23 protein-coding genes are annotated in these 23,890 nt (G+C 60.4%); 8 read left to right on the top strand and 15 right to left on the bottom strand.

Annotation, left to right across the window (positions count from 1 at the left end):
* Window positions 1-54 precede the first annotated feature (54 nt).
* Genes gnd through QZH45_RS17100 form a run of 3 tightly spaced genes read left to right on the top strand, consistent with a single transcriptional unit; the run spans window position 55 to window position 3,394 of the window.
* A complete protein-coding gene (gene gnd, locus QZH45_RS17110) occupies window positions 55-1,059 on the top strand; it encodes a phosphogluconate dehydrogenase (NAD(+)-dependent, decarboxylating) (protein ID WP_275077652.1) in 1,005 nt (334 codons plus the stop codon).
* Window positions 1,056-2,576 carry a glucose-6-phosphate dehydrogenase gene (gene zwf, locus QZH45_RS17105; RefSeq protein ID WP_055135694.1) on the top strand — a complete coding sequence of 507 codons (1,521 nt, stop codon included), beginning with the start codon at window positions 1,056-1,058 and terminating at the stop codon, window positions 2,574-2,576. Before gnd ends, zwf begins: the two co-directional genes overlap by 4 nt.
* Window positions 2,573-3,394, top strand: coding sequence for a Cof-type HAD-IIB family hydrolase (locus QZH45_RS17100; protein WP_024780186.1), 822 nt, complete (start codon window positions 2,573-2,575; stop codon window positions 3,392-3,394). Before zwf ends, QZH45_RS17100 begins: the two co-directional genes overlap by 4 nt.
* 24 nt (window positions 3,395-3,418) lie before the next feature.
* Here the strand turns inward: QZH45_RS17100 and nhaB are convergent, their stop codons facing one another.
* From nhaB to QZH45_RS17085, 3 genes are all read right to left on the bottom strand, one after another.
* The gene (gene nhaB / locus QZH45_RS17095; RefSeq protein ID WP_024780187.1) at window positions 3,419-4,921 is read right to left on the bottom strand and encodes a sodium/proton antiporter NhaB; all 1,503 of its coding nucleotides are present in this window, start codon (window positions 4,919-4,921) and stop codon (window positions 3,419-3,421) included.
* A 102-nt stretch (window positions 4,922-5,023) separates the two neighbouring features.
* Window positions 5,024-6,313 carry a hypothetical protein gene (locus tag QZH45_RS17090; protein WP_024780188.1) on the bottom strand — a complete coding sequence of 430 codons (1,290 nt, stop codon included), beginning with the start codon at window positions 6,311-6,313 and terminating at the stop codon, window positions 5,024-5,026.
* 199 nt (window positions 6,314-6,512) lie between these two features.
* The gene (locus QZH45_RS17085) at window positions 6,513-6,779 is read right to left on the bottom strand and encodes a hypothetical protein (protein WP_024780189.1); all 267 of its coding nucleotides are present in this window, start codon (window positions 6,777-6,779) and stop codon (window positions 6,513-6,515) included.
* A 340-nt stretch (window positions 6,780-7,119) separates the two neighbouring features.
* On the opposite strand from QZH45_RS17085, the gene QZH45_RS17080 reads away from it, so the two are divergent.
* On the top strand, window positions 7,120-8,445 hold the full coding sequence (locus tag QZH45_RS17080) for a sigma-54 dependent transcriptional regulator (protein ID WP_024780190.1): 1,326 nt from the start codon (window positions 7,120-7,122) through the stop codon (window positions 8,443-8,445).
* Window positions 8,446-8,575: 130 nt separating this feature from the next.
* Here QZH45_RS17080 and QZH45_RS17075 read toward each other — a convergent pair whose 3' ends face one another.
* The 9 genes from QZH45_RS17075 to QZH45_RS17035 all read right to left on the bottom strand — a co-directional run bounded on the left by QZH45_RS17075 (window position 8,576) and on the right by QZH45_RS17035 (window position 16,979).
* On the bottom strand, window positions 8,576-9,859 hold the full coding sequence (locus QZH45_RS17075) for a transporter (protein ID WP_024780191.1): 1,284 nt from the start codon (window positions 9,857-9,859) through the stop codon (window positions 8,576-8,578).
* 187 nt (window positions 9,860-10,046) lie between these two features.
* Window positions 10,047-10,793 carry a hypothetical protein gene (locus QZH45_RS17070; protein ID WP_024780192.1) on the bottom strand — a complete coding sequence of 249 codons (747 nt, stop codon included), beginning with the start codon at window positions 10,791-10,793 and terminating at the stop codon, window positions 10,047-10,049.
* 59 nt (window positions 10,794-10,852) lie between these two features.
* Window positions 10,853-11,533 carry a C39 family peptidase gene (locus QZH45_RS17065; RefSeq protein WP_024780193.1) on the bottom strand — a complete coding sequence of 227 codons (681 nt, stop codon included), beginning with the start codon at window positions 11,531-11,533 and terminating at the stop codon, window positions 10,853-10,855.
* 66 nt (window positions 11,534-11,599) lie between these two features.
* Complete coding sequence (locus tag QZH45_RS17060) at window positions 11,600-12,598, bottom strand: hypothetical protein (RefSeq protein WP_024780194.1); 999 nt, start codon at window positions 12,596-12,598, stop codon at window positions 11,600-11,602.
* 65 nt (window positions 12,599-12,663) lie between these two features.
* A complete protein-coding gene (locus QZH45_RS17055) occupies window positions 12,664-13,242 on the bottom strand; it encodes a hypothetical protein (protein WP_024780195.1) in 579 nt (192 codons plus the stop codon).
* 1 nt (window position 13,243) lies between these two features.
* Entirely contained in the window at window positions 13,244-13,690 is a 447-nt protein-coding gene (locus QZH45_RS17050; RefSeq protein ID WP_055135887.1) for a hypothetical protein, read from the bottom strand.
* Between the two features lie 346 nt (window positions 13,691-14,036).
* Entirely contained in the window at window positions 14,037-14,561 is a 525-nt protein-coding gene (locus tag QZH45_RS17045) for an AAA family ATPase (protein WP_024780197.1), read from the bottom strand.
* A complete protein-coding gene (gene pnuC, locus QZH45_RS17040; protein WP_024780198.1) occupies window positions 14,558-15,121 on the bottom strand; it encodes a nicotinamide riboside transporter PnuC in 564 nt (187 codons plus the stop codon). The genes QZH45_RS17045 and pnuC overlap by 4 nt, the downstream gene beginning before the upstream one ends.
* A gap of 223 nt (window positions 15,122-15,344) precedes the next feature.
* Window positions 15,345-16,979 carry a methyl-accepting chemotaxis protein gene (locus QZH45_RS17035; protein ID WP_053191283.1) on the bottom strand — a complete coding sequence of 545 codons (1,635 nt, stop codon included), beginning with the start codon at window positions 16,977-16,979 and terminating at the stop codon, window positions 15,345-15,347.
* A 249-nt stretch (window positions 16,980-17,228) separates the two neighbouring features.
* Here QZH45_RS17035 and QZH45_RS17030 point away from each other — a divergent pair, with 249 nt between their 5' ends.
* Window positions 17,229-18,059 (top strand): undecaprenyl-diphosphate phosphatase, encoded by an 831-nt coding sequence (locus QZH45_RS17030; protein ID WP_055135888.1) that lies wholly within the window; start codon window positions 17,229-17,231, stop codon window positions 18,057-18,059.
* The gene (locus QZH45_RS17025; protein WP_024780201.1) at window positions 18,056-18,478 is read left to right on the top strand and encodes a DUF1294 domain-containing protein; all 423 of its coding nucleotides are present in this window, start codon (window positions 18,056-18,058) and stop codon (window positions 18,476-18,478) included. The genes QZH45_RS17030 and QZH45_RS17025 overlap by 4 nt, the downstream gene beginning before the upstream one ends.
* Window positions 18,479-18,537: 59 nt before the next feature.
* On the opposite strand, the gene QZH45_RS17020 is transcribed toward QZH45_RS17025, so the two are convergent.
* Together QZH45_RS17020 and QZH45_RS17015 are read right to left on the bottom strand one after the other, a co-directional pair.
* Window positions 18,538-18,891 carry an MmcQ/YjbR family DNA-binding protein gene (locus tag QZH45_RS17020; RefSeq protein ID WP_024780202.1) on the bottom strand — a complete coding sequence of 118 codons (354 nt, stop codon included), beginning with the start codon at window positions 18,889-18,891 and terminating at the stop codon, window positions 18,538-18,540.
* Window positions 18,888-19,796, bottom strand: a complete 909-nt coding sequence (locus QZH45_RS17015; protein ID WP_024780203.1) for a LysR substrate-binding domain-containing protein — start codon at window positions 19,794-19,796, stop codon at window positions 18,888-18,890. Before QZH45_RS17015 ends, QZH45_RS17020 begins: the two co-directional genes overlap by 4 nt.
* A gap of 128 nt (window positions 19,797-19,924) precedes the next feature.
* On the opposite strand from QZH45_RS17015, the gene QZH45_RS17010 reads away from it, so the two are divergent.
* Complete coding sequence (locus QZH45_RS17010; RefSeq protein WP_024780204.1) at window positions 19,925-20,533, top strand: FMN-dependent NADH-azoreductase; 609 nt, start codon at window positions 19,925-19,927, stop codon at window positions 20,531-20,533.
* A gap of 943 nt (window positions 20,534-21,476) precedes the next feature.
* Complete coding sequence (locus QZH45_RS17005) at window positions 21,477-22,514, top strand: alpha/beta hydrolase family protein (protein ID WP_055136263.1); 1,038 nt, start codon at window positions 21,477-21,479, stop codon at window positions 22,512-22,514.
* Here QZH45_RS17005 and QZH45_RS17000 read toward each other — a convergent pair.
* Window positions 22,508-23,701, bottom strand: a complete 1,194-nt coding sequence (locus QZH45_RS17000; protein ID WP_055136262.1) for an MFS transporter — start codon at window positions 23,699-23,701, stop codon at window positions 22,508-22,510. The genes QZH45_RS17005 and QZH45_RS17000 overlap by 7 nt on opposite strands.
* Window positions 23,702-23,890 lie beyond the last annotated feature (189 nt).

Raw genomic sequence — 23,890 nt, 5'->3', positions numbered from 1 at the left:
TAAGTCGAGTACACGAATTAGCCACACAAGCCACTAAACCTTTGACTTACCTTTATTTGTAGTAGGGAGCATCAGCACATGCAACTCGGGATTATTGGACTGGGCCGCATGGGCGGCAATATTGCGCGGCGCCTGATGCTCAATGGGCACACCACGGTGGTCTATGACCGCAATGTCGCGTTCGTCGAAAACCTGGCCCAGGAAGGCGCCACGGGCGTGGCGGACCTGGCGGCGCTGGTGGCTGGTCTGGAAAAGCCACGGGCGGTCTGGGTCATGCTGCCGGCCGGCGCGCCAACTGAAGACACCATCAACGCCCTCAGCGAGCTGCTGGAGCCAGGCGATGTGATCATCGATGGCGGTAACACGTATTACAAGGATGATATCCGTCGCGCCCAGGCGCTGTCGGAAAAAGGCTTGAGCTACATGGATGTGGGCACTTCCGGCGGCGTCTGGGGCCTGGAACGTGGTTATTGCATGATGATCGGTGGCGACGCCGAGGTGGTAAAGCGCCTGGATCCGCTGTTTGACAGCCTGGCGCCGGGCATCGGCGATATACCCCGCACCCGTGACCGCAAGTCCGACGACGATCGCGCCGAGCGTGGCTATATCCATGCTGGCCCGGCAGGTTCCGGGCATTTCGTGAAGATGATCCATAACGGCATCGAGTACGGCATGATGCAGGCATTCGCCGAAGGCTTCGATATCCTCAAGACCAAGTCCAGCGAAAGCCTGCCGCCGGAGCAACGTTTCGATCTCAACCTGGCCGATATCGCCGAAGTCTGGCGGCGCGGCAGCGTGGTTTCTTCCTGGTTGCTGGACCTGACCGCCGATGCCCTGGCAAGCGATCCGAAACTGGACGGCTTTTCCGGTGAAGTGGCCGACAGCGGCGAAGGGCGCTGGACCATCGAGGCGGCCATCGAGCAAGCGGTGCCGGTACCAGTGTTGTCCAGCTCGCTGTTCGCCCGCTTCCGTTCCCGTCAGCAGAGCACCTACGGTGATAAAATGCTGTCCGCCATGCGTTTCGGCTTCGGCGGCCATGTGGAGACGCCGAAAAAATGACCTCGATCGGCAGGAAGTCCAAGGCAGAACCCGCACCACCGACCACCTTGTTCCTGTTCGGTGCCCATGGTGACCTGGTCAAGCGCCTGCTGATGCCAGCGCTCTACCACCTCAGCCGTGACGGGTTGCTGGGAGATGGACTGCAGATCATCGGCGTTGATCACAACGCCATCAGCGACGTGGACTTCGCCAGGAAATTCGAGGACTTCATCCGTCACGAAGCGGCGCGCAAGGGCGGCGATGCCAGCCGTGCGCTCGACCCGCTGCTGTGGGCCCGCTTGGCCAAGGGTATCAGTTACGTGCAGGGTGACTTCCTCGACGACAGCACCTATGCAGCACTGGCGGCGAAGATCGCTGCCAGTGGTACCGGCAATGCGGTGTTCTACCTGGCGACCGCGCCGCGTTTTTTCAGTGAAGTGGTCCGCCGCCTTGGTGCGGTCGGGTTGCTTGAGGAGCAGGCTGATGCTTTTCGGCGGGTGGTGATCGAAAAGCCGTTCGGCTCGGATCTGCACACCGCCGAAGCTCTCAATGCCTGCTTGCTCAAGGTCATGAGCGAGAAGCAGATCTATCGGATCGACCATTACCTGGGCAAGGAAACCGTACAGAACATCCTGGTCAGCCGTTTCTCCAACAGCTTGTTCGAGGCTTTCTGGAACAATCATTACATCGACCACGTGCAAATCACCGCCGCCGAAACCGTGGGGGTGGAAACCCGTGGCAGTTTTTACGAGCACACCGGTGCCCTGCGGGACATGGTGCCCAACCATCTGTTCCAGTTACTGGCGATGGTGGCCATGGAACCGCCGGCTGCTTTCGGTGCCGACGCCGTACGGGGGGAGAAGGCCAAGGTGGTCGGGGCCATCCGGCCCTGGTCGGTGGAGCAGGCTCGCGCCAATTCGGTACGTGGGCAGTACACCGGCGGTGCAATCGATGGCAAGCCGGTGGACGGTTACCGCCAGGAAGCCAACGTGGCGGTCGACAGCGGCACCGAAACCTACGTTGCGCTGAAGGTCATGATCGACAACTGGCGTTGGGTGGGGGTGCCGTTTTATCTGCGTACCGGCAAACGCATGAGCGTTCGGGACACGGAAATCATCATTTGTTTCAAGCCGGCGCCGTACGCACAGTTTCGCGACACTGAAGTCGAGGAGTTGCAACCGACCTACCTGAAGATACAGATCCAGCCCAACGAAGGCATGTGGTTCGATCTGCTGGCCAAGCGGCCGGGGCCGGCCCTCGACATGGCGAATATAGAGTTGGGCTTCGCCTACAAGGATTTCTTCGAAATGCAGCCATCCACGGGTTACGAAACCCTGATCTACGATTGCCTCACCGGCGATCAGACGTTGTTCCAGCGCGCCGACAACATCGAGAATGGCTGGCGTGCCGTGCAGCCGTTTCTCGATGCCTGGCAACAGGACGCGACCGTCCAGCCCTACAAGGCCGGAGAAGACGGCCCGGCGGCCGCAGACGACTTGCTGACGCGCGATGGTCGCGCCTGGCATGACCTCGGATGAGTGATCAAGTGAAACGCCCCATCCGTTTTCTGCTCAGCGACATGGACGGCACGCTGCTCCTGCCCGACCACAGTCTCAACCCGCGCACGATTGAAGCCGTTCGTTCCCTGCGCGAGGCGGGCGTGTTGTTCAGTCTCGCTACCGGCCGACCGCCTCGGGCAATGCTGCAGCAGATCGAAGCCCTGGGTGTCGACTTGCCCACGGCGGCGTTCAACGGCGGCACCCTGGTGCATCCGGACGGCAGTTTCCTTGCCGTGCACTACCTGCCACCCGAGGTAGCGTTGACGACCCTGGCGCTGTACGCCGACCAGCCCGGCATCGAGGTCTGGGTGTTTGCAGATGACCATTGGCTGGTGCTTGACGCCAACGGGCCGATGGTGCCGGTGGAAACCCGTGGCCTGGGTTATCCGCCTCTCGAAGTCGAGAGTTTCGAGCCCTACCTGGAACGCATCGACAAGATCGTCGCCACCAGCGCCAACACCGGCCTTCTGGTTGAACTGGAGGCCCGTCTGCATCCGCTGCTCAAGGGGCAGGCCCAGGTGTCTCGTTCGCAACCGATCTACCTGGACGTTACGGCGATACAAGCCAACAAGGGGGAGGCGCTGTCGACCCTGGCGGCATTCATGGGCGTACCGCTGGAGCAGACGGCGGCCATGGGGGACGGCGGCAATGACCCGGCGATGTTCCATCGCGCGGGCCTGTCGATTGCCATGGGGCAGGCAGAGGAGGCGATCAGGCGCCAGGCCGATGTGATCACCGCAGCCGTTACCGAGGATGGCGCGGCGCTGGCGATCGAGCGCTACATCCTGCCCCGATAACCCCGCAGACCTCTGGTTATTCCATTACAGCCAATACGTCACCGCAAACCACCCCAAGCCACCCATTACCACGGTATAGGGCAAGGCCATCCACACCATCCGACCGTAGGACAGGCGAATCAGCGGTGCAATGGCCGAGGTCAGCAGGAACAGGAAGGCGGCCTGACCGTTAGGCGTGGCAACGCTGGGCAGGTTGGTGCCGGTATTGATCGCCACCGCCAGGGTCTCGAACTGTTCGCGGCTCATGTGGCCGGAGATGAAGGCCTGTTTCACTTCGGTGATGTAGATGGTTGCCACGAACACGTTGTCGCTGATGGCCGACAGCAGGCCGTTGGCGATAAACAGCATGCCGGGCTGCTGATCGGCGGGCAGGGCCAGTACCCATTGGATCAGTGGCGTGAACAACTGCTGATCGTGAATCACCGCCACCACCGCAAAGAACACCACCAGCAGCGAGGTGAACGGCATCGCGTCCTTGAACGCGTTGCCCAGTCGGTGCTCATCGGTGATGCCGGTGAACGCGGTGATCAGTACGATGACCGCCAGGCCGATCAGGCCGACCTCGGCGACATGCAGGGCCAGGGCCACGATCAGGATCAGTGCGGCGATACCCTGGACAACCAGGGCTGCGCGTTGGCGTGAGTTGCGCTCGCGGTTGTCCTGCTCCGCGTAGTCGGCCAGTACGGCGCGAACGTTATCCGGCAGCAGCGTGCCGTAACCGAACCAGCGCAGCTTTTCCAGTGCCATGCAAGTCACCAGCCCGGCCACCAGTACCGGCAGCGAGACGGGAGCGACTTCCAGGAAGAATTCCACGAAGTGCCAGTCCATTTCATGACCGATCAGCAGGTTCTGCGGCTCGCCCACCAAGGTGCATACCCCACCCAGCGCGGTACCGACGACGCCATGCATCAACAGGCTGCGCAAAAATGCCCGGAACTGATTCAGATCCTGATGGTGCAATGAAGCCAGGGCGTGGTCTTCATCGACGCTGGCGTCCTGGCGGGGGTCATTCCCCGAAGCCACGCGGTGATAAACCGAGTAGAAACCCACCGCGGCGCTGATGATCACCGCCGTGACGGTCAATGCATCGAGAAAGGCCGACAGAAACGCAGCGAGGAAGCAGAACAGCAGGGCCAGCAGTGTCTTGGAGCGGACGCCCAATAGAAGGCGGGAGAACAGGAAGAGCAGCAGATCCTTCATGAAGTAGATCCCGGCCACCATGAACATCAGCAGCAGGATCACCGGGAAATTGTGCACTAACTCATCGTACAGCGCCTTGGGAGTGGTCATGCCCATTGCCAGGGCCTCGATCATCAACAGCCCGCCGGGCATCAATGGATAGCACTTGAGGGCCATGGCAAGAGTGAAGATGAACTCCACGACCAGCATCCAGCCCGCCACAACCGGGCCGAGGGTCCAGAGTACCAGGGCATTGATGATCAGGAAGGTGACGATGCACGCCTTGTACCAGCGCGGTGAGTGCCCAAGGAAGTTGTGGGCGAAAGCCTGAGTCATGGAACCGGACATCGGCTGCTCCTTTTATTTAGAAGCGCGCAAATTGCCGTAAGCAATGCGGAATATCAAGCGTAGGAATTCATACCGCTTTAATCGCGGTCGATATTTGCCAAGTCAGGCCCAATACCGAGCCACCATGGCACGGTGGGTACCGAAGAGGGAATGGCCTCCCACAAGGATTTTTCCGTTGACCTGTACCGCAAGAGAAGTGGCGGTGTCCAGGCTGTAGCCGAGTCGCGTGCGAACCCAGCCTTTGCCCTGGCCGAAGGTCGGGTCGAGGCTGGCGTCCGGCAGATGCCTGGCCAGTACGAAGTCGGTCTCGATACCACCGATGGTGGTTCCGGCAGTCACCAGTTTGCCATCGGATTGAACCTGGGCGGCGGTCCACTGACTGGCGTTGCGTCCGATCTCCAGGAGCCTGTACTGCCCCTGGTTGCAGTGATGATCCGGCTTGCCGTCCTGATGCACCTTCAGGGACAGACAATGCATAGGGTCGCGACTGCCGCCGAAGGCCTGCAGATCACCGTTCTGATGTTGAACGATCTGATTGATCATCACGCTGCGCTCTTTGGCCGAGACGGACAGGAAGCCGTTCTCGCCGAAACTATCATCGAGTCTGCCGCTTGGATCATAACGGACCATCAAGCCTTGCTGAGGCAGATCGATGGCGCCACCCACCACGATGTTGCCGTCGGCCTGGACAGTGAGACAGCTCAGCCAGGTGTTTTTCAGCAGGCGCCGGACCATGACAAAACCACCTCGGTTGAATGAAGTGTCCAGTGCGCCGTCCGGCAGCAGTCGGATCAGGATGCCGACATGGTCGGACCGTTGATAATGATGGTTGGCCAGTAAGAGAATCCGGCCATCGGTTTGCACGCGCATGTCGCTGGCTTCGAGGCCCTGCATGCCTGGTGGCAGCCAGGGGTCGCGCAGACCTTGGGAGAGATTGCCTTCAATCCGGATCACTTGTTGTCCGGCGTTGCCGAAACCAGAAACAGGACGGCCTTGTTGATCGAACAGAGCCAGGGCGGGGAGGGTGCGGTCAGCGTTTTCATAATACAGGCCGGATAACAGAATCTTTCCGTCGGGCAATTCAGTCACTTTGCCTGCCGTTGCTTCGAAGCCGTGCTCGAAAGAACCGACTACACAGCCACCGATTCCAAAGCCCTGATCGGTCGAGCCATCGTGGTTGAGCCGTGCGAGCCCGAACCGGCTGCCAAGCGAAGTCTCGATCCTGGCTGCCACCAGAATTTTTCCGAGACGGTCAAGGGTCAGCCCGGTGGTCAGGCTGGAGGTGCTGCCGGAGAAATGAACCATTGCCTTGCCGTTGTTGGCAAAGTCGGCATCCAGCTGGCCGGCGTGTACCACTGCCGCTGGAGGCTCAGGCGCGAATTGATTGAGCATGCATGCCTCTCCTTGCGCGTCGACCGGCCCGGAGGGGCGATGACTGCATGAGGGCAACATTCAATCCCTGAATGTGGCAGCGCACAACTGCCAGACCTCGAACAAACAGCTGCGGATCGTGCCAGAGCAATGACTTTTCGACTCAGTACCAAGCCTGCTATCAATACAGGCTCGGACTGTATACGAAAAAAGAGGATGTTTATTCAGGCATGGACCAGGACTGCAACTTGTAGCCTTCCTGGCTCAGTTCGGCTCGGGCCTGTTTCAACAGATTCGCCAGTTGGACTGGATCGGTATAGGCACTGCTTGGAATCTGAGTGCGGCCAATATGAGTATTAGTGCGGTCGACGACGGTCAGGCTCAATTCGCCGTTGCCATCTTGAGGGGCCCAGGCCACGCACTGGAAAGGTTTAAATGCGCGGTCGGCAATCAAAAGAGCTTCGTTGATACGGAGCGGGGCGTTCATGGCGTTCTCTCATAAAAGTGCCCAATCAGATGATCTGCCGTCGGTTGGGCGGACCGTGCGGCGGGTTACTTGTACTGATGTTCCGGACCGTGGTTCAGGTCACACAATTCTTGAATAAATTTCGATTTTCTTTCAGACCCGGCAAAGAGGCTTTTGTTTGAAAGCATCGTGAAAGATTTTCGGCCGGGCAACTAACGAAACGCTGGCTTATAACCACTTTCCAATGATTCCAATAATCAATTGATACAAGGGTGTGTCAACTTCTTGCTACTGTTACATGCAGGTTCGCCAAACGACTGTTTCTAATCATATTTCCTATTTTTGGCGCCAAGGATCAGTCATGGTCGAAGCCAGTACGTCACGTCGTCTGCTCGTGGTTGATCCCTGCGATGATTGCCATCGTCTGTTGCCGGGGTTACGCACCATTGGTTGGGCGGTAGAGAGTTGCTCTCTGGAACATGCCGGCGATCGAACGTGCGACGTAGGCCTTTTGAGGTTGCAGCCTTTTCATCTGGAACGCCCGGAAGCGGTCAAGGAATTGATCAGCCGTAGCGGTACCGAGTGGATCGCGGTGCTCAACCAGGAAGTGCTGCGTCTGAAGAATGTGGGTGATTTTGTCTGCGAATGGTTTTTTGACTTCCATACGCTGCCCTTCGATGTATCACGGGTCCAGGTGACACTGGGTCGGGCGTTTGGCATGGCGCGTCTGCGTGGGCAGGGCTCGGTTCATGTCCAACTGCCCGAACATGAACTGCTAGGCGACAGTCGGCCAATTCGCGAGTTGCGCAAGTTGCTGAGTAAATTGGCGCCCACCGAGTCGCCGGTTTTGATCCGTGGCGAGAGCGGTACCGGCAAGGAGTTGGTGGCGCACACGCTGCATTCACAGTCCCTGCGTCGCAATAAGCCGTTCATTGCCATCAACTGTGGCGCCATTCCCGAACATCTGATCCAGTCCGAATTGTTCGGCCACGAGAAAGGAGCGTTCACTGGCGCTCACCAGCGCAAGATCGGACGCATCGAAGCGGCCCACGGCGGGACTCTGTTTCTGGATGAGATTGGTGATCTGCCGCTGGAGCTGCAGGCCAATCTGCTGCGTTTCCTGCAGGAAAAACATATCGAGCGGGTCGGTGGCAGCCAGCCGATTGCAGTCGATGTCCGGGTACTGGCGGCCACTCATGTGGATCTGGAGGCGGCCATCGAGCAGCGGCTGTTTCGCGAAGATCTGTACTATCGCCTGAACGTGTTGCAAGTGGTGATGGCGCCTCTGCGTGAACGCCACGGCGACTTGTCGATGCTCGCCAGTCACTTTTCCCATCTCTACAGCCAGGAAACCGGCCGCCGGCCCCGCAGCTTCAGCGAGGATGCGCTGGTGGCGATGGGCATGCACGACTGGCCGGGCAATGTCCGGGAACTGGCCAATCGTGTCCGACGCGGCCTGGTGCTGGCCGAGGGACGGCAGATCGAAGCCCGCGATCTTGGCCTGGCCAGTCCCCATGGGATCGCGGCACCGATGGGCACCCTTGAAGACTACAAGACCCGCGCCGAGCGCCAGGCACTGAGCGATGTACTCAACCGCCACAGTGATAACCTGAGCGTCGCGGCCCGGGTGCTGGGTGTGTCCCGGCCAACGTTCTATCGTCTGCTGCACAAGCATCAGATTCGCTGAATCATCCTGAAGCAAGGTTGCAACCTGTGGGAGCGAGCCTGCTCGCGATGACGGTAGCGCAGGCACCTCTTTCGTGACAGATCCACCGCTATCGCGAGCAGGCTCGCTCCCACAAGGTGCCCGTCCTGGGCTAGAAGTAATACGGAAACTTGAGGCTGAAGCTGAAGTCCGGCGCATCGTCGGTCAATCCGATGGACAGGTTGGGCACGATGGTCAGGTTGTCGGAGGCGGCGACGGTCATGCCGATGTTGAAGTAGCCGGCATTGGCATCACTGGAGACCACTGACTCCCAATCCCCGCCGTCCTGCTTGAGTTTGCTTTTCTTCTGGATCAGGTCTGAGACCGAGAACGACATGCTCATTTTTTCGTTCAATGCGAAGGCCAGGCCTGCGCCGATCTGGAAGCTGTCGCCGATCCGCACCTTGCCCGGCACCTTCTGGTTGACGGTGGAGCTGATGTCGTCGAACGACTCTTCGAAGTTATGGGTGTAGGCCAGCGTGCCGAACAGCACGGCCGGGTCGAAGGTCTTGACCAGGGAAAGCCCGGGAGTGATCGACCACACGCCATTGCCGGTGGGCAGATCCTCAGGTACGAACAGGTTGGTGTTGTTCGGGGACTGGCGCAGCTTGATCCCGAATGGATCCTTGCCGGTAGGGGCTTTGACGCGCAGGGTCACCACCGCGTCGGGGGTGTTGATCGATTCGTCCATGAACTTGTAGGCAACGCCGAAATTGACATCGCCAATGGTGGGGTCGCGGGTGACGGTTTCTTCGCTGGTAACACCGGCCGCCCCGTTATTGGCCCCGCCGGACTGGTACGTGGATTCCCGGTAGACCACCGGCACATTGAGGTCGAACTGCCAGCGATTGTCGAAGTTGTAGCGGCCGGTGAGGTCCAGCGTCCAGGTGTCGGCCTTGATCCGGTCCAGGTTGATGTTGCCCAGGAAAATCGAATCCAGGGCCAGGAAACCATTGAGGATCAGTTGCCGGGTGTCGTAGCGCGAATAGGTCACGCCGGTCTCGAAGCTGAATTTGCCGCCGCCAAAGAAGCCGCTGGCCTCGTCATAGAGGTTGGAGACGCTCTGGGCCGGCTGCGAGTCGTCCGCCAGGGACTGCCCGTAGCCGCTGCCTCCAGCCGTTGCCGCGCCCCCGCCGGCCACGTTCTGGTTACCCTTCATGTCGGCCGGGGATTTGACCAGGCGCTTGGGCGGTGGGGCGGCAGGCTGGTCTTCCACCTGGCGAACCCGTTGTTCGAGTACCGCCAGGGCTTTCTGCTGGACCTCGTATCGTTGCTTGAGCTCGAGCAGCTCCTGCTTCAATGCCTCGATGTCCGCATCCGGTGCCGCTTGCAGCAGGGTTGCCGGGAACAAGGTGCTCAGACACATTACAGCGCGCAACGATACGGATCGATACATGAAAATGCCGTCCCTATTTGCTCAGTGGTCGAAAAGCAGCTTAGGCTCTGTACGAAAAGCCTTGGTACTCGTTCATGCTGCGTTGAAAACAGCCTCGGAATGCTCATGTACTCCAGTACACTGCGCTTGCTCGGCTGTTTTCGTCTTGCCTGACCTTCGTCTCAAAACTTTTCGTACAGAGCTTAGTTCAATACCCGAGGTTGCGCAGGCCGCGCAGCTGCGTCAGGTTGCAGTCCAGCGCCCCGGCACTGGGGCCGTTGTTGTTGAGTACTACATTGAGCTGGGTCATGTTGTTGACCAGGTTGCTGTTGCCCAGCAGGCGGGTATTTTGCAAAAGGCCACCCTGGGCGACTTGCTGCAGGGCGCTGCCCTGGTTGTGACTGGCCTGGATCGCCATCTGTATACCGCTGCCGGTAGCGGTTACGGCGACGCTTCCGGCGGCGTTGCTGCCGCTGATGGTCTGGCCGCTAGTCAGTAACTGCCCTTGGGAAGGAACGAGGGCGGGGGGCTGGTGGCTTTCCTTCACGTTGATGCTGACATTGTTGTAGGCGGTATTGCCGTCGCCGGCAGCGCGTACGCTCTGGGTCACGCCCTGGCTCGTCCCAAGACCTGCACCACCGGTAATGTTGCCGCTGCCCTGTTCCGGAGCGCTGCCGTTGCCGGTCTGCTTGATGGTGGAAACGTAAAACTCGGGTTTGACGGTGGAGGCCTGGATCTGCATGGAGCTGCTCGCGCCGATCAGGTCACCGCTGGCGTTGCGCCAGGTACTGCTCATGACGATGCCGAAGCTGATGACCCGCCCGGGCATGACATAACGACCACGCAGCTCGGCGAGCTCCTGGTCCTTGATTTCGATGGGTTTGAATCCGGCATGGGCATAGCCCGACGCGGTCGCGACCAAACAGGCCAGCGACAGCCAGTGTGACGTTTTCATGTCCCGCTCCCGGAGCATCCTGCTCCTTGTGTACTTATCGTTGGCAGTAGGTCGGCGACTTAAAAAAAGTCGCTCTGGATGAAACCGAAATCCATCAGTTCCGCATCCTTGACCGGGTTGAACCCGTCCAGCTTGTTACGTGCCGTCAACGGCTGCGGAGGACTGCGTAGTGCGTTGGTCTTGTCGTAGCCTGGACCGACGATGGCGAAGACGATGCCGTTCCAGCCTTTGACGAAATCGTCGTGGGCGTAGCGCTTGTGCCCCAGTACCGGGTCGCCGATGTAGACCCATTGCTTGTCGGCCCGCTGCAATACCACGAAGTGCTTGTAGCCACGTATTTCCATCAGGACCACCACCGGAATCGTCACGGCTTCGAGCTTTTCTGGCGGTATCCGATAGCCTCGGGCGCGCATGCCGATGCTTTCCACGTAGCGCTTCATGTCCAGCATGGAAAAGCCCTGGGTACGTACGAGGTTCTGGTCGGCATTGACCAGCATGCCCTTGATGACATGCTCTTCATCGACATCAAGCCAATAGGCCTGGCGCAGTACCGTGGCCAGCGCGGCGGCACCGCAGCTGAAATCGGTTTTCTGCTCGACGATGTCGCTGAACTTGCGCTCGCGCACGCTTTGCACCGGCTTGTAGACCAGCATGCCGCCGGGCAGGGCAGCGACCGGCATTTGCGCAGCTTCGGTGACACAAGCCATGCAAAGCAGCAGGGAAAGAGCAGTCGCACGCATGATCGATACGCCTTGTGGAAACCCAGGAAAAGAAGCCCCGTTGCCGGGGCCCCATTTCATGCGCAGTTACATGCAGGCCTTGCAGCCAGCAGCGATGGACAGCGAGTTGCTCTGTTGGTTGCCCACGCCCGCCGACACGTTGGCGCCGCCGTTGCCGGAGAAGCCGTTCATGGAGTTGTTCATGGTGGCGTTGTTGATCACTGGGTTTTTCCAGCCATCGCGGGTCAGCACTTGCTGGGTGTTGCTGCCGGCCAGTTCGAAAGTGCCCACGGCGGAGAACTTGAACTTGTCGTCATCATGACCGCCGCCATAGCCACCTTTGTTGTCCCAGCCGCCATGGTTGTCGTCTTCGGCGGTGCCGGTGCCTTTGGCCTTGAATGTGCCGGAGGCTTCATAGGTGCTGGTGAGGGTGTCGGTCTTGTAGGTCTTCACGCCCTTGTTGTCCACCACCAGGCCGGTGGAGGTCTGGTCGGCTGCGGCCGAGGCTTGTGCAACACGGCCACCTGATACGGCGATGGCCAGGTTGTTTTTCTGTTGGTTGAAATTGCCGGCTGTCACGTTGATGCCGATGTTGCCGGAGCCGTTGTTGCCCGCGTTGGTGAGCGAGGCGTTGTTTTGAGTCGAGTTGTTTTTGACGTAGTTGTTGTTATTGACTTGGGTGGCACTGGACATGGACACGGCCGAACCGAAGATGAAGCTTTCGTCTGCAGTGGCCAGGGCGGCCGCGTTGTCTTGCTGGTTACCGTCGCCGGCCGCGACGTTGGCGCCCATGTTACCGTTGCTGCCATTGAGTGAGTCCTTGGCTTCAGCGGTGTTTTTGGTGGCCTGGTTGGTCACCACGTTGCCGTCGCTGTTCTGCTCATCCAGCACCGTAGCCCCAGCACCGGCGCTGATGGAGAGCAGTTGATCCAGCGTCGGGCCTTGGGGGTCATGGCTGCCATGGTTGCCATTGCCATGACCATGCCCGTTGCCGTGATTGTTATCGTTTCCACCGGCCTGTGCGGCCATTGCCATCACAGCGGCGAGAGCGAAAACCAATGGTTTAAGTGCCATTGTTGGTTTCATGGTGTTTCTCCTTGCGTGTCGTTGGTTAAGTGTGTCGGTACTTTCTTATGGGTTTACTGCCCGGGTCAGTCTGCAACCCGGATGCTCAGGGTGTTGGCCATACGGTTCCCCACCCCGGCACTCTGGTTCACCTGGATTACCCCTCGGCTGCCGGTGAAGGCCTGGTCGCCGGTGACGACCTGGCGGCTGCCGGTTGGGGTGCCAGTTGCTCCTGAGTTCGGTAACAACGCCACGTTCTGTTGAGAAAGCGCGCTGTCGTCAATGCTCTGCGGCTGGGCGCTGATGCCCACCCGCATGACATTGGCCATCTGATTGTTGGCCCCGGCGGACTGGTTGACGCCCAGCACACCGTTGCCGTTGCTGAAAGAGCTGCCGCCGATGCGGGCGGTCGCGTTCATGGAGGAATCGGCAGGGGTGTCCAACCGCTGGTGCACATGGGTGCTGGCCTGGGCTCCGGTGCCGATGGCGATGGCCCGAGCGTTGGTTTGCTGGGTTCGGTCGCCCGCCGCCTGGTTGATGTTGAAGTTGCCGGTATAACGGCTGCCGGAATCCTGCAGGTTGGCGCTACTGACCACCGCCACACCTGGATCGGCGAATACCGTGGATGAGCCGAGCAGGGCGAGCAGGAACAGGGTCGCTCTCATGTCAGCGACCTCCAGCCAGACGACCCAGCGGCGCCAGGCCGGAACTCAGCGAGCGGTTGATGGTGCCTGAGATCGCACCTCCGCTGCCGCCACCGTGGCCGGCGTTCATGCCGGGCATGCCGTTGGGGTTGGTCACGACATTCAGGCCTTGCACGCTGGTATTTGTGTTGAGGGTGTTGCGGATCGACGAGCCGCTGGCGACGCTGGCAAATTCGCCGTCGCTCAATTCGGTGCTGATGGTCGCCTGGCTGATTCGATCGGAAGGGTTGGCGTTGACGGTGGTCGGGTAGGGGTCCTTACCACCGTTGCGACCGATATGGACGGGCTGTACGTCCCGGTTGAGGACGATGACGCCGTTGCCTTCGGCCTGTACTGGCAGGCTGAGCAGCGCGCTGGCGGCGCAGCCGATCAACAACAGGACGGTCAAACTTCTATCGAAAGTCCCCACGGCATCGGTTCCTTCTTCGGTGGGCTGGCCTTGGTCCAGCGTTGCGAGGGGAGAAGAGCAGATGTCGTGCCGGGTTTGTAAAAGTCTTTCGATTCAATGGGTTGGCTAGCTGTGCGCAATGAGCGTTGCGCGACCTGTTTCATGAATGAGACAAGGCTCATGAGGGTCAATAGGCCATCTGCGGCCAGTGGCTCTGGATCCAGGCTTTTGAGGGGGTGTTTCAGTGGCGTGACAGTCAGGATGACAAACCAGTGAAACAGCTTTGGATCCGGGTTTGACAAGACGGGGATGTTTCAAGAGTGCAACAGGATGGCGCTATACCATCACCTGTCCCGGTGGGATCTGTTCAGGCCTGGAGCAGTTGGGCTACGGCTGCGAACACCTGGCTTTGGCGCTGCGCCCAGTTGCCTTCGATCACTTGGAAGGGTTGCTGGCGCCGGGTCAGCCAATCCTCTATGGCGGTGAAAAACTGCAGGCGTTGCGCCAGCTCAGGCTGGCAGCGCAGGCCGTCGCCGGTCCATTCGACCTGCTCGGGGCTCAACAGCAGATGCAGGTCGTAATGGCGCCTCAGCAAGCTTGGTTCCAGCCAGTCCGGGCATTCGCCGAACAGGGTCCGGCTCCAGAGGATATTGCTCAGCAGATGGGTGTCGAGGATCAGCAGTGCCGGTTGTCGGGCACGGGCTGCGTCTTCCCAGGCCAGTTGTCCGAGAGCGATATCGGTGATGTCGTCCAGGCAGGTGTCGCGGGGGTACTGTTCCATGAAGTGGCGGACGTATTCATCCACCCGCAAGCCGCCGAAGTGTTCCTGCAATTGCGACGCCAGCCAGCTCTTGCCGGCAGATTCGGGGCCGGTGAGCACCACCACTTTCATGCGCGCAGGGCCGGGTCGGCGCGCCATTCCCGCCAGCCCTGCACGGCGAGCAGGGTGAACAGGGCGTAGAGCGCGGCGGTCAGGTACAGCCCCTTGTAGATGAACAGGCCAACAAAAATCACATCCAGGGCGATCCACAAAGGCCAGCATTGCACGCGCTTCTGCGCCATCCACCACTGGGCCACGAGGCTGAAGCCGGTAAGCGCCGCGTCGAGCCAGGGTTGGGCGGCATCAGTCCAGTGCGCCATGGCGGCGCCCAGCACCAGGCTGCCCGCTGCTCCGGCAGCCAGCCCAAGCAGCACTGACGGCCCGCCCAGACGTGTGACCTGGCGTCCGTCATGATGCTGCCCGGCGCGGGTCCATTGCCACCAGCCATACAATTGCAGCGCGGCGTAGATCACTTGCAACAGCATGTCCGAGTACAACTTCACGTCGTAGAAAATCCAGCTGTACAGCAACACCATGACCAGGCCGATCGGCCAACACCAGGGGTTCTGCTTGACGGTCAACCAGACAGCGATCACGCCGAGGGCTGCGGCAAACAGTTCAAGCCCGGACATGGCGGCTCCTTGAGGGAATGGAAAAGGGGGGCGATTGTAAACGTTATGGTGGGGGCAGCTCCAACATCAATGTTGGATGTGCCGGTGCTCTCGCGAGCAGGCTCGCCCACAGGGGGGCCAGGTTGATTGCAGTATCTGTGGTCGCCAGCAGGACCTGTGGGAGCAAGCCTGCTCGCGATAGCGGTGGTTCAGCTTGCATCCAGGCTGGATGCAAGCTTTGCTTTTACACCCGGAATTGTTTGAGCAGGCCGTTCAGCTGTTCGCTCAGTGCTTTGAGGCGGGTGCTTGCCAGGCTCGACTGCTCTGCCGCCAGGGCCGTGCTGTGGGAGAGTCCGGCGGCCTGGGTGACATTCTGGTTGATGTCCTCTACCACGTGGGCCTGTTGCAGGGTAGCGCTGGCGATGGAGGCGTTGAGACTGTTGAGATTACGCAGGGCCTGGCCGATGGCGTTGAGACTGGCGCCCGCCAGGCCTGCCTGTTCGATGGTCAGTTGCGAGGCGCGGCTGCTGTCGCTGATGACCTTTACCGCGGCTTCGGAGTGGGTTTGCAGGCGTTCGATCATGCCCTGGATTTCGGCGGTGGACTTCTGTGTGCGCTGCGCCAGCAACCTCACCTCATCGGCCACCACCGCAAAGCCCCGGCCCTGTTCCCCGGCGCGAGCGGCTTCGATCGCCGCGTTGAGGGCCAACAGGTTGGTCTGCTCGGCGATGGAGCGGATCACCTCCAGGACGCTGCCGATCTGGGTACTTTCGCTGGCCAGGGTACGGATCACTTCCACCGCCTGGTCGATGGTCTGGGAAAGACGGTCGATTTGCTGCAGGCTGCCGTCAATGTTGACCTGGCCCTGCTGGGCCTGGGATTCAGCGTCGCGCATCTCACTGGCGGCGTGTTCGGCGTTCTTGGCCACGTCCTGCACACCATAGGTCACTTCGTTGATCGCAGTGGCCACCAGCTCCATCTGCTGCGATTGCTGCTGGCTGCGTTCCTGGGCCTGGGCGGCGTCGCTACCCAGTTCATTGGACGATTGTCCCAGTGCGCTGGCCGAATCCTGCAACTGGCTTACCACATGGCGCAGCTTGCTGGTAAACGCGTTGAAGTGTCGCGCCAGTTGAGTGACCTCATCCTGGCCGTGGGTGTCGAGGGTGCGGGTCAGGTCGCTTTCACCGCTGGCAATGTTGGCCATGGCGTTCACCGTTTCCTGCAGGGGCCCCACGATGCTGCGCACGATCAGGGTCAACAGCAGGCTCATGATCACTACAATCGACAGGCCAATCAGCGAAGCCTTGATCAGTTGGGCCTGGAACTCGGCTTGCACGTCATCTACGTAAACGCCTGAACCGATGATCCAGCCCCAGGGCTCGAACAGTTGGACGTAGGAGGTTTTCGCCACCGGTGCCTCGGCACCCGGCTTCGGCCACAGGTAGTTCACCATCCCGGCGCCCTTGGCCTTGGCGATGTTGACCATCTCGTTGAACAGCGCGAAACCGTTCGGGTCGCGGATCGCCGAGAGGTTCTTCCCTTCGAGCTTCGGGTTGGCGGGGTGCATGACCATGACCGGGGTCAGGTCATTGATCCAGAAATAATCAGTCTCGTTATAGCGCAGGCCCCGCACAGCGCTGAGGGCCTGTTTCTGGGCGGCTTCGCGGGTCAGGGTACCAGCGGTTTCCAGGCCATGGTAATAGCTCAGCACGCCGCTGGCGGTCTGGACCACATGTTGGGTTTTCTGCACCTTGGCCTGATAGAGGTCACCGTGGATCTGCTTCAGCATCAAGGCGCCCAACGTAAATACCATCAAGATGGCCACGACGAGGATGAGCCACAAGCGTCGGCTGATCGACACATTGCGCAAACTATTCATACGCTGTCACTCCAGTTTCTTGTTCTTGTCATCCACGGCCGGTGGATTGCCCCCTGGGCCATAACGCGGCGGCGTTATGAGGGCTTGTCTGATAGGATTTCGGCCTCGCAACGCAAAACCTAAGCCTGCCTATGATTTTTCATTGGTTTTTTTGGGGAGGGCGCAGTTATCGTGCCCCGCTGCTTGTATTGGCATAACACTTTGATTATCGATGAGCCCCTGTCTGACAGGGGCTTTTTTGGGGGATGAATGGATTTGTGGACTGCCTTTCAGGCACTGATTCTTGGCATTGTAGAAGGTCTGACGGAGTTCCTGCCGATTTCCAGCACGGGGCACCAGATTGTTGTCGCAGACTTGCTTGGGTTCGGTGGGGAACGGGCCATGGCGTTCAACATCATTATTCAGTTGGGTGCGATCCTGGCGGTGGTCTGGGAGTTTCGACGCAAGATCTTCGACGTGGTAGTGGGTTTGCCCACTCAACCCGGTGCCCGACGGTTTACCGCCAACCTGTTGATCGCCTTCCTGCCCGCCGTAGTGCTGGGCGTGTTGTTTGCCGACCTGATCCACGAGTACCTGTTCAACCCGATCACCGTGGCCGCCGCGCTCGTGGTGGGGGGGGGCATCATGCTCTGGGCCGAACAGCGCCAGCATGAAGTACACGCCGACACGGTGGACGATATGACCTGGAAGGATGCCCTCAAGGTCGGTCTGGCCCAGTGCCTGGCGATGATTCCCGGCACCTCCCGTTCCGGCTCGACCATCATCGGCGGGCTGCTGTTCGGCCTTTCGCGCAAGACCGCGACCGAGTTTTCCTTCTTCCTGGCCATGCCGACAATGGTCGGCGCGGCTGTCTACTCGGGCTACAAGTACCGCGCACTCTTCGTTCCGGCGGATTTCCCGGTGTTCGCCATCGGCTTCGTCACCGCGTTCATCTTCGCCATGATCGCAGTCAAGGGACTGCTGCGGTTCATCACCAGCCACAGTTACGCGGTGTTCGCCTGGTATCGGATCGCGTTCGGTCTGCTGATCCTTGCGACCTGGCAATTCGGTTGGGTCGACTGGACGACTGCCCAGCCATGAAAGATTCGGGCACCCGCAGGCGCGCAGCCCGCGACACCGGGGGCGCAGTACAGAACCTTCGGCTCAAGTTGATCGTGTTTGCGCTGCTATGCACGCTACCGCTGACGGGTTCGTTGCTGCTCGTGCTGCAGGAGGCGTCATGGGTGCCGTTGATGGCCTATGGGACCGTCAGCGTCGTGGCGTTCCTGCTGTACTGGAGTGACAAGCGCAAGGCGCGTTCCGACACCTGGCGCACCCCCGAGAACGTGTTGCATGCCGTGGAGCTGGCCGGCGGCTGGCCCGGGGCATTACTGGCCCAGCAGGTCTTTCGACACAAGACCCGCAAGGTGTCGTTCCAGGTGGTGTTCTGGTTCATCGTGCTGCTGCACCAGGCGTTCTGGGTCGACCAGTTGTTCCTGGGCGGTCATTTGCTGGCCTAATGGCCTGTGTGGTTAATTCGTGTACTCAAATTAACCGCAAGGGCCAGCAGGTGTGAGTATTACGGCAGTAGCAAGCCGACCTGCGTGCGCTTGGGCAATTTGCTGACCACCAGTTGGTGGGAGCGTTGCAATAGGCCATGCAGTTCCTCGGCGCCCATGGGGTAGGGCGTGTGCATGATGATCCACTGGGCTCGTGCCAGATACGGGGCAGGATGGATGCCCGGTCGGTCGCAATGTCCCAGGAACAGGTCCTTGTCGACCTTGAACGCCAATGAGTCGCTACGCAGCCCTTGCAGGGCGAACATCTTGTTCCCGGCGATGGAAAACACCCGTACGCCACCCCATTTGTAATCTTCCCTGGCGCCAGGCAAGCCCAGGCAAAACCGTGCGACATCCTCTTCGCTCAAACTCATAACGTCCTTTCTCCACAACGATTGAAAGCGTCCACCAAATGGTCGAGCCATGCGCGTACCGCCGGCAACATTCCGCGTCGATGGGGATAGACCGCCTGCAGCCAGCCATCGGGCAGCGACCATTGCGGTAACAGTTCCACCAGTGTGCCGTCCGTCAACTCCTGCTCGCAATACATGCTCGGCAATAAGGTAAATCCCAGGCCGGCGAGAACGCAGGCGCGGCGCACAATGAAATCATCGATGCCCAGGCGTGCCTCCAGGGCCAGTTCGGCGACCTGTCCGTCGATGCTGTGCAGGCGCAGATGCACCAGGCGATCGCTCTCAAGTGCCCCGAGCACCGGGACCTGCTTGAGATCCTCGGGGGTTTCGATCCGTCGCCCTTCGACGAAGGCCGGGCTGGCGACCATGATCAACCGTGCCTGACGCAAGCGGCGGGTCATCAACAGCGGGTCTTCGTCACCCAGGTCACGCACGCGCAGCGCTACGTCTACGCCTTCGCTCACCAGATCGACGCGGCGATTGACCAGGATCATCTCCAACTGGACCTGAGGATATTTTTCCAGGAAATCGGCCACCACCCCGGCCAGAATTTCGTGGGCCAATCCCACCGGACTTGAAACCCGAAGCCGGCCACGGGGCGCACTGGACATGCTCGCCACCGCTTCGTCGGCCATTTCTGCCTCCAGCAACATGGCCTGGCAATGGCGCAGGTAACGTTCACCCACCGCCGTCAGTTTCAATTGGCGGGTGGTGCGTTGCAGCAGGCGGGCGTCGAGGCGCTCCTCCAGTTCGGCGATACGCCGGGACAGCCGCGACTTGGGGATGCCAAGGGCGCGGCCGGCTGCAGCGAAGCCACCGGCTTCGACGACTTTGGCGAAATAGTAGAGATCGTTGAGGTCTTGCATGTCGGGCTCGATTGTCCTGTCAGTGGAACGAACTATCGCATTATTGCTGGCTAATCGGCCATTGGTTTCATCGGTAGGATAGTCCCCATTCGATCGCCCGGTAGCGATCCTCATTGGAGAGCACTCACATGAAACTTCTGCACATTGATTCGAGCATCCTTGGCGACAACTCGGCTTCCCGCCAATTGAGCCGCGACGTGGTCGAGGCCTGGAAAACCGCTGAACCGGGAGTGGTCGTGACCTACCGCGACCTGGCCGCCGATGCGATCAGTCACTTTTCTGCACAGACGCTGGTTGCGGCTGGTACCAGCGCTGAGTTGCGTGATGCCGCGCTGCAGCACGAAGCCGACCTCAGCGCCGCGACGATGGCTGAGTTCCTCGCGGCGGATGCCGTAGTGATCGCGGCCCCGATGTACAACTTCACCGTCCCGACCCAGCTCAAGGCCTGGATCGACCGTATCGCCGTGGCCGGAAAGACGTTCAGCTACACCGAGGCCGGTCCACAAGGCCTGTGCGGTGGCAAGAAGCTGGTGATTGTTTCCACCGCCGGTGGCCTGCATGCTGGCCAGCCGAGCGGTGTAGGTCATGAAGAGTATCTGAAACTGCTGTTCGGTTTCCTCGGCATTACCGATATCGAAATCGTTCGCGCCGAGGGTCTGGCCTACGGCGATGACATGCGTAACAAGGCCATGAGCGACGCCAAGGCACAGATCGGCGAACAGTTCGCCGCCGCATAAGATCTGCCCAAGCCCAAGCCCTGTGGGAGCGAGCCTGCTCGCAATGACGGTGTACCAGTCACCTCCATGCTGACTGACCCACCGTTTTCGCGAGCAAGCCCACACATTGGATTGGCGGCGTCCGCAGCCTTTGCATATGCCACCTGACCTTGTGGGAGCCAGGCTTGCCCGCGATGACGGCAGTACATTCAACCTCTGCGTGACAGACCCACCGCTATCGCGAGCAGGCTCGCTCCCACAGAGGACTCAGGGTGTATGCGGTCTTTGCATATGCCACCTGACCTTGTGGGAGCCGGGCTTGCCCGCGATGACGGCGGTCCACTCAGCATTTCAGTGACAGATCCACCGCTATCGCGAGCAGGCTCGCTCCCACAGAGGATTCAGGGTGTATGCGGTCTTTGCATATGCCACCTGACCTTGTGGGAGCCAGGCTTGCCCGCGATGACGGCGGTCCAGTCAGCATTTCAGTGACAGATGCACCGCTATCGCGAGCAGGCTCGCTCCCACAGAGGATTCAGGGTGTATGCGGTCTTTGCATTCACCACCTGATCTTGTGGGAGCCAGGCTTGCCCGCGATGACGGCGGTACATTCAACCTCTGCGTGACAGACCCACCCCTTTCGCGAGCAGGCTCGCTCCCACAGAGGATTCAGGGTGTATGCGGTCTTTGCATTCACCACCTGATCTTGTGGGAGCCGGGCTTGCCCGCGATGACGGCGGTACATTCAACCTCTGCGTGACAGACCCACCCCTTTCGCGAGCAGGCTCGCTCCCTCATTGGTTTTTCGGTGACCGTGAGATTGCATCACCCTTTTGCACGATGATGAATATCGAAACCTTCGTAAAACGCTGTATTCTGCTCATCGGGCTTTTGGCGCAGGTCATGCAAGTCCAGGCAGCGAGCGACGGGGCCTTCCTGTCCGCTGGTGAAGGTGGATGATTCGATGAAACGTCTTGGTGCAGGGTTACTGCTTTGTCTGCTTGGCAGCCTGGTTACGGTGCACGCCGCACCGGCGCTGCACCCCAACTGGAGTGCCGGCTTTCATGAACTGAGCTTTCTCGATCCGCTGGATAACCAGCCGATGCACGCCATCGCTTTCTATCCGTCTATCGCCAGGGGGCAAACCAGCCTGCTGGGCGGCTATCAGATCGATGCTGCGCCGGACGCCCAGATAGCCATCGGCCGCTTTCCGATGTTGATGCTGTCCCACGGCAACACGGGTACGCCGCTGGCCTTGCACGACCTGGCCACTTCACTGGCGCGCAAGGGATTCGTCGTGGTCGCAGTCATCCACCCTGGCGACAACGCCCAGGACCACAGCCGGTTGGGTACCCTGAGCAACCTTTACGGACGGCCGATCCAGATTTCCGAGGCCATCACCGCGACGCTGAACGATCCGATGCTATCGCCGTTCGTCAATGCCGGGCAGGTGGGGGTGATCGGCTATTCCGCCGGTGGGGAAACTGCGCTGATCCTGTCCGGTGCCACGCCGGATCTCAATCGCTTGCGCCGCTATTGCCAGGAGCGGCCGGAAGACCGTGACGCCTGTAACACCCAGGGCGAGCTGATTGCCGACCGTGACGATCTGCAACCGATGGCCGATCCCAGGGTCCGGGCATTGCTGTTGATGGCACCGTTGAGCCTGAAGTTTGGTCGCCATACCCTGGTCGACGTCCATGTGCCGGTGCTGCTGTACAGCGGCGATGGCGACAAGCTGGTGGCCTTTGACAAGAATGCTGCCGCCCTGGCCCGCAAGCTGCCTACCGCGCCGGACTTCAAGACCCTGGCCGGGGCAGGGCACTTTGTCTTCCTGGCGCCATGCACCGAGGAGCAGATTGCCGCGATGCCTGCGTTGTGTACCGATGCCGATGGTGTCGACCGCAAGGACATTCACCGCACCATGATTTCCGAAGCGGGGCGCTTCTTCAGTCAGGCCCTGCGCAAGCCCAACCGGGCCGGTATGCGCACGGCCGATCAGTAAGGGTTTTTCTCGGCGCGTCGACGCAGCAGCAGGGTCAGCCCCAGCCCCGTGATCGACAACAAGGCAGCGCAGAAAAAGATCGACGAATAGCCCAGGTTCAACGCCACCGCCCCCATCAATGGTCCGGCAATCGCCAAGGCCAGGTCGAAGAATACGGCATAGGCACTCAACCCCGCGCCACGACTGGTGTTCGGCACCTGCTTGATGGCTTCCACCCCCAGCGCCGGATACACCAGCGACAACCCGAAACCCGCCAGCCCGGCGCCTACCAATGCGAATGCGGGAGAAGGGGCCAGCCAGAGCAGCACCAGCCCAAGGGTTTCGATGCTCATGCAAGCGATGGCCGAGTTAAAGCCACCGAAGCGGGCAATGCTGGAAATGAACAGCAATCGCGAAAGAATGAAGCAGATGCCGAACACCGTCAGGCACCACGCTGCGCCGATCCAGCCACGGCTGACATAAAACAGGGTGATGAACGTGGTGAGCGTGCCGTAGCCGATCGAGGCCAGGCTCAAACTAGTCCCGTACGGCGCAATGCGGCCGAAAACGGCCCGGAAGGGCAAGCGTTCGCCACGGACCACAGGCACGGAGGGCTTGTTGCGGATCAACAACAGCGCCGCACCTGCCAACAGTGACAGCGCGATCCCCAGGCTGCTGAAGCCCAGGTTACCCACCATCACCACCCCTAGCGGGGCGCCGATGGCAATGGCGCCGTAGGAGGCAATGCCGTTCCAGGAGATCGAACGGGCGGTGTGCTCCACGCCGACCTGGCCCATGCACCAACTGATGGTGCCAACGCCAATCAGGCCTTGGGCCACGCCGAGCAAAAAACGGCCGGCAATCAGGATCACCAGGCTCGGCAGCGGCAGGCTTTGCAACAAGGTGGAAATCAACGTCAGCACACCGCTGAGCACAATGCCCGACAACCCGTAGACGATCGCCCGTTTGGTCCCGACGCTGTCCGACACCCGCCCGGCCATGGGGCGGCTGAGCAGGGTCGCCAGGTATTGCGAACCGATGGTCAGGCCAGCCACCACGGCACTGAAGCCCAATTGTTCATGGACATACCCTGGCAACACGGCAATCGGCAGGCCGATGCAAAGGAAGGCAATGAAGGTGTAGAAAACGATGGAGACGATCTGCAGGGTGATCGACAGGGAGCTGGGGGTGGCTTGCGGCGTAGACATGGGCTCGTTCGCGGGCGGCGGCAGGAGAGCTTCATCATGGCGCGGGGAGAGAAGAAAAGAAAGCTGGCTAACTAAATACGCGGATTGAAGATCACCGCAGATCCCCTTGTGGGAGCGAGCCTGCTCGCGATGGCGGTGCGTCGGTTGATCAAAATCTCGGCTGACACACCGCCATCGCGAGCAGGCTCG

Source organism: Pseudomonas corrugata (assembly GCF_050920615.1).
In the GTDB taxonomy this organism is placed as follows: Bacteria; Pseudomonadota; Gammaproteobacteria; order Pseudomonadales; family Pseudomonadaceae; genus Aquipseudomonas; species Aquipseudomonas corrugata.
Note: the sequence above shows the minus strand (reverse complement) of the source record. Positions and strands in the feature narration are given on the sequence as shown.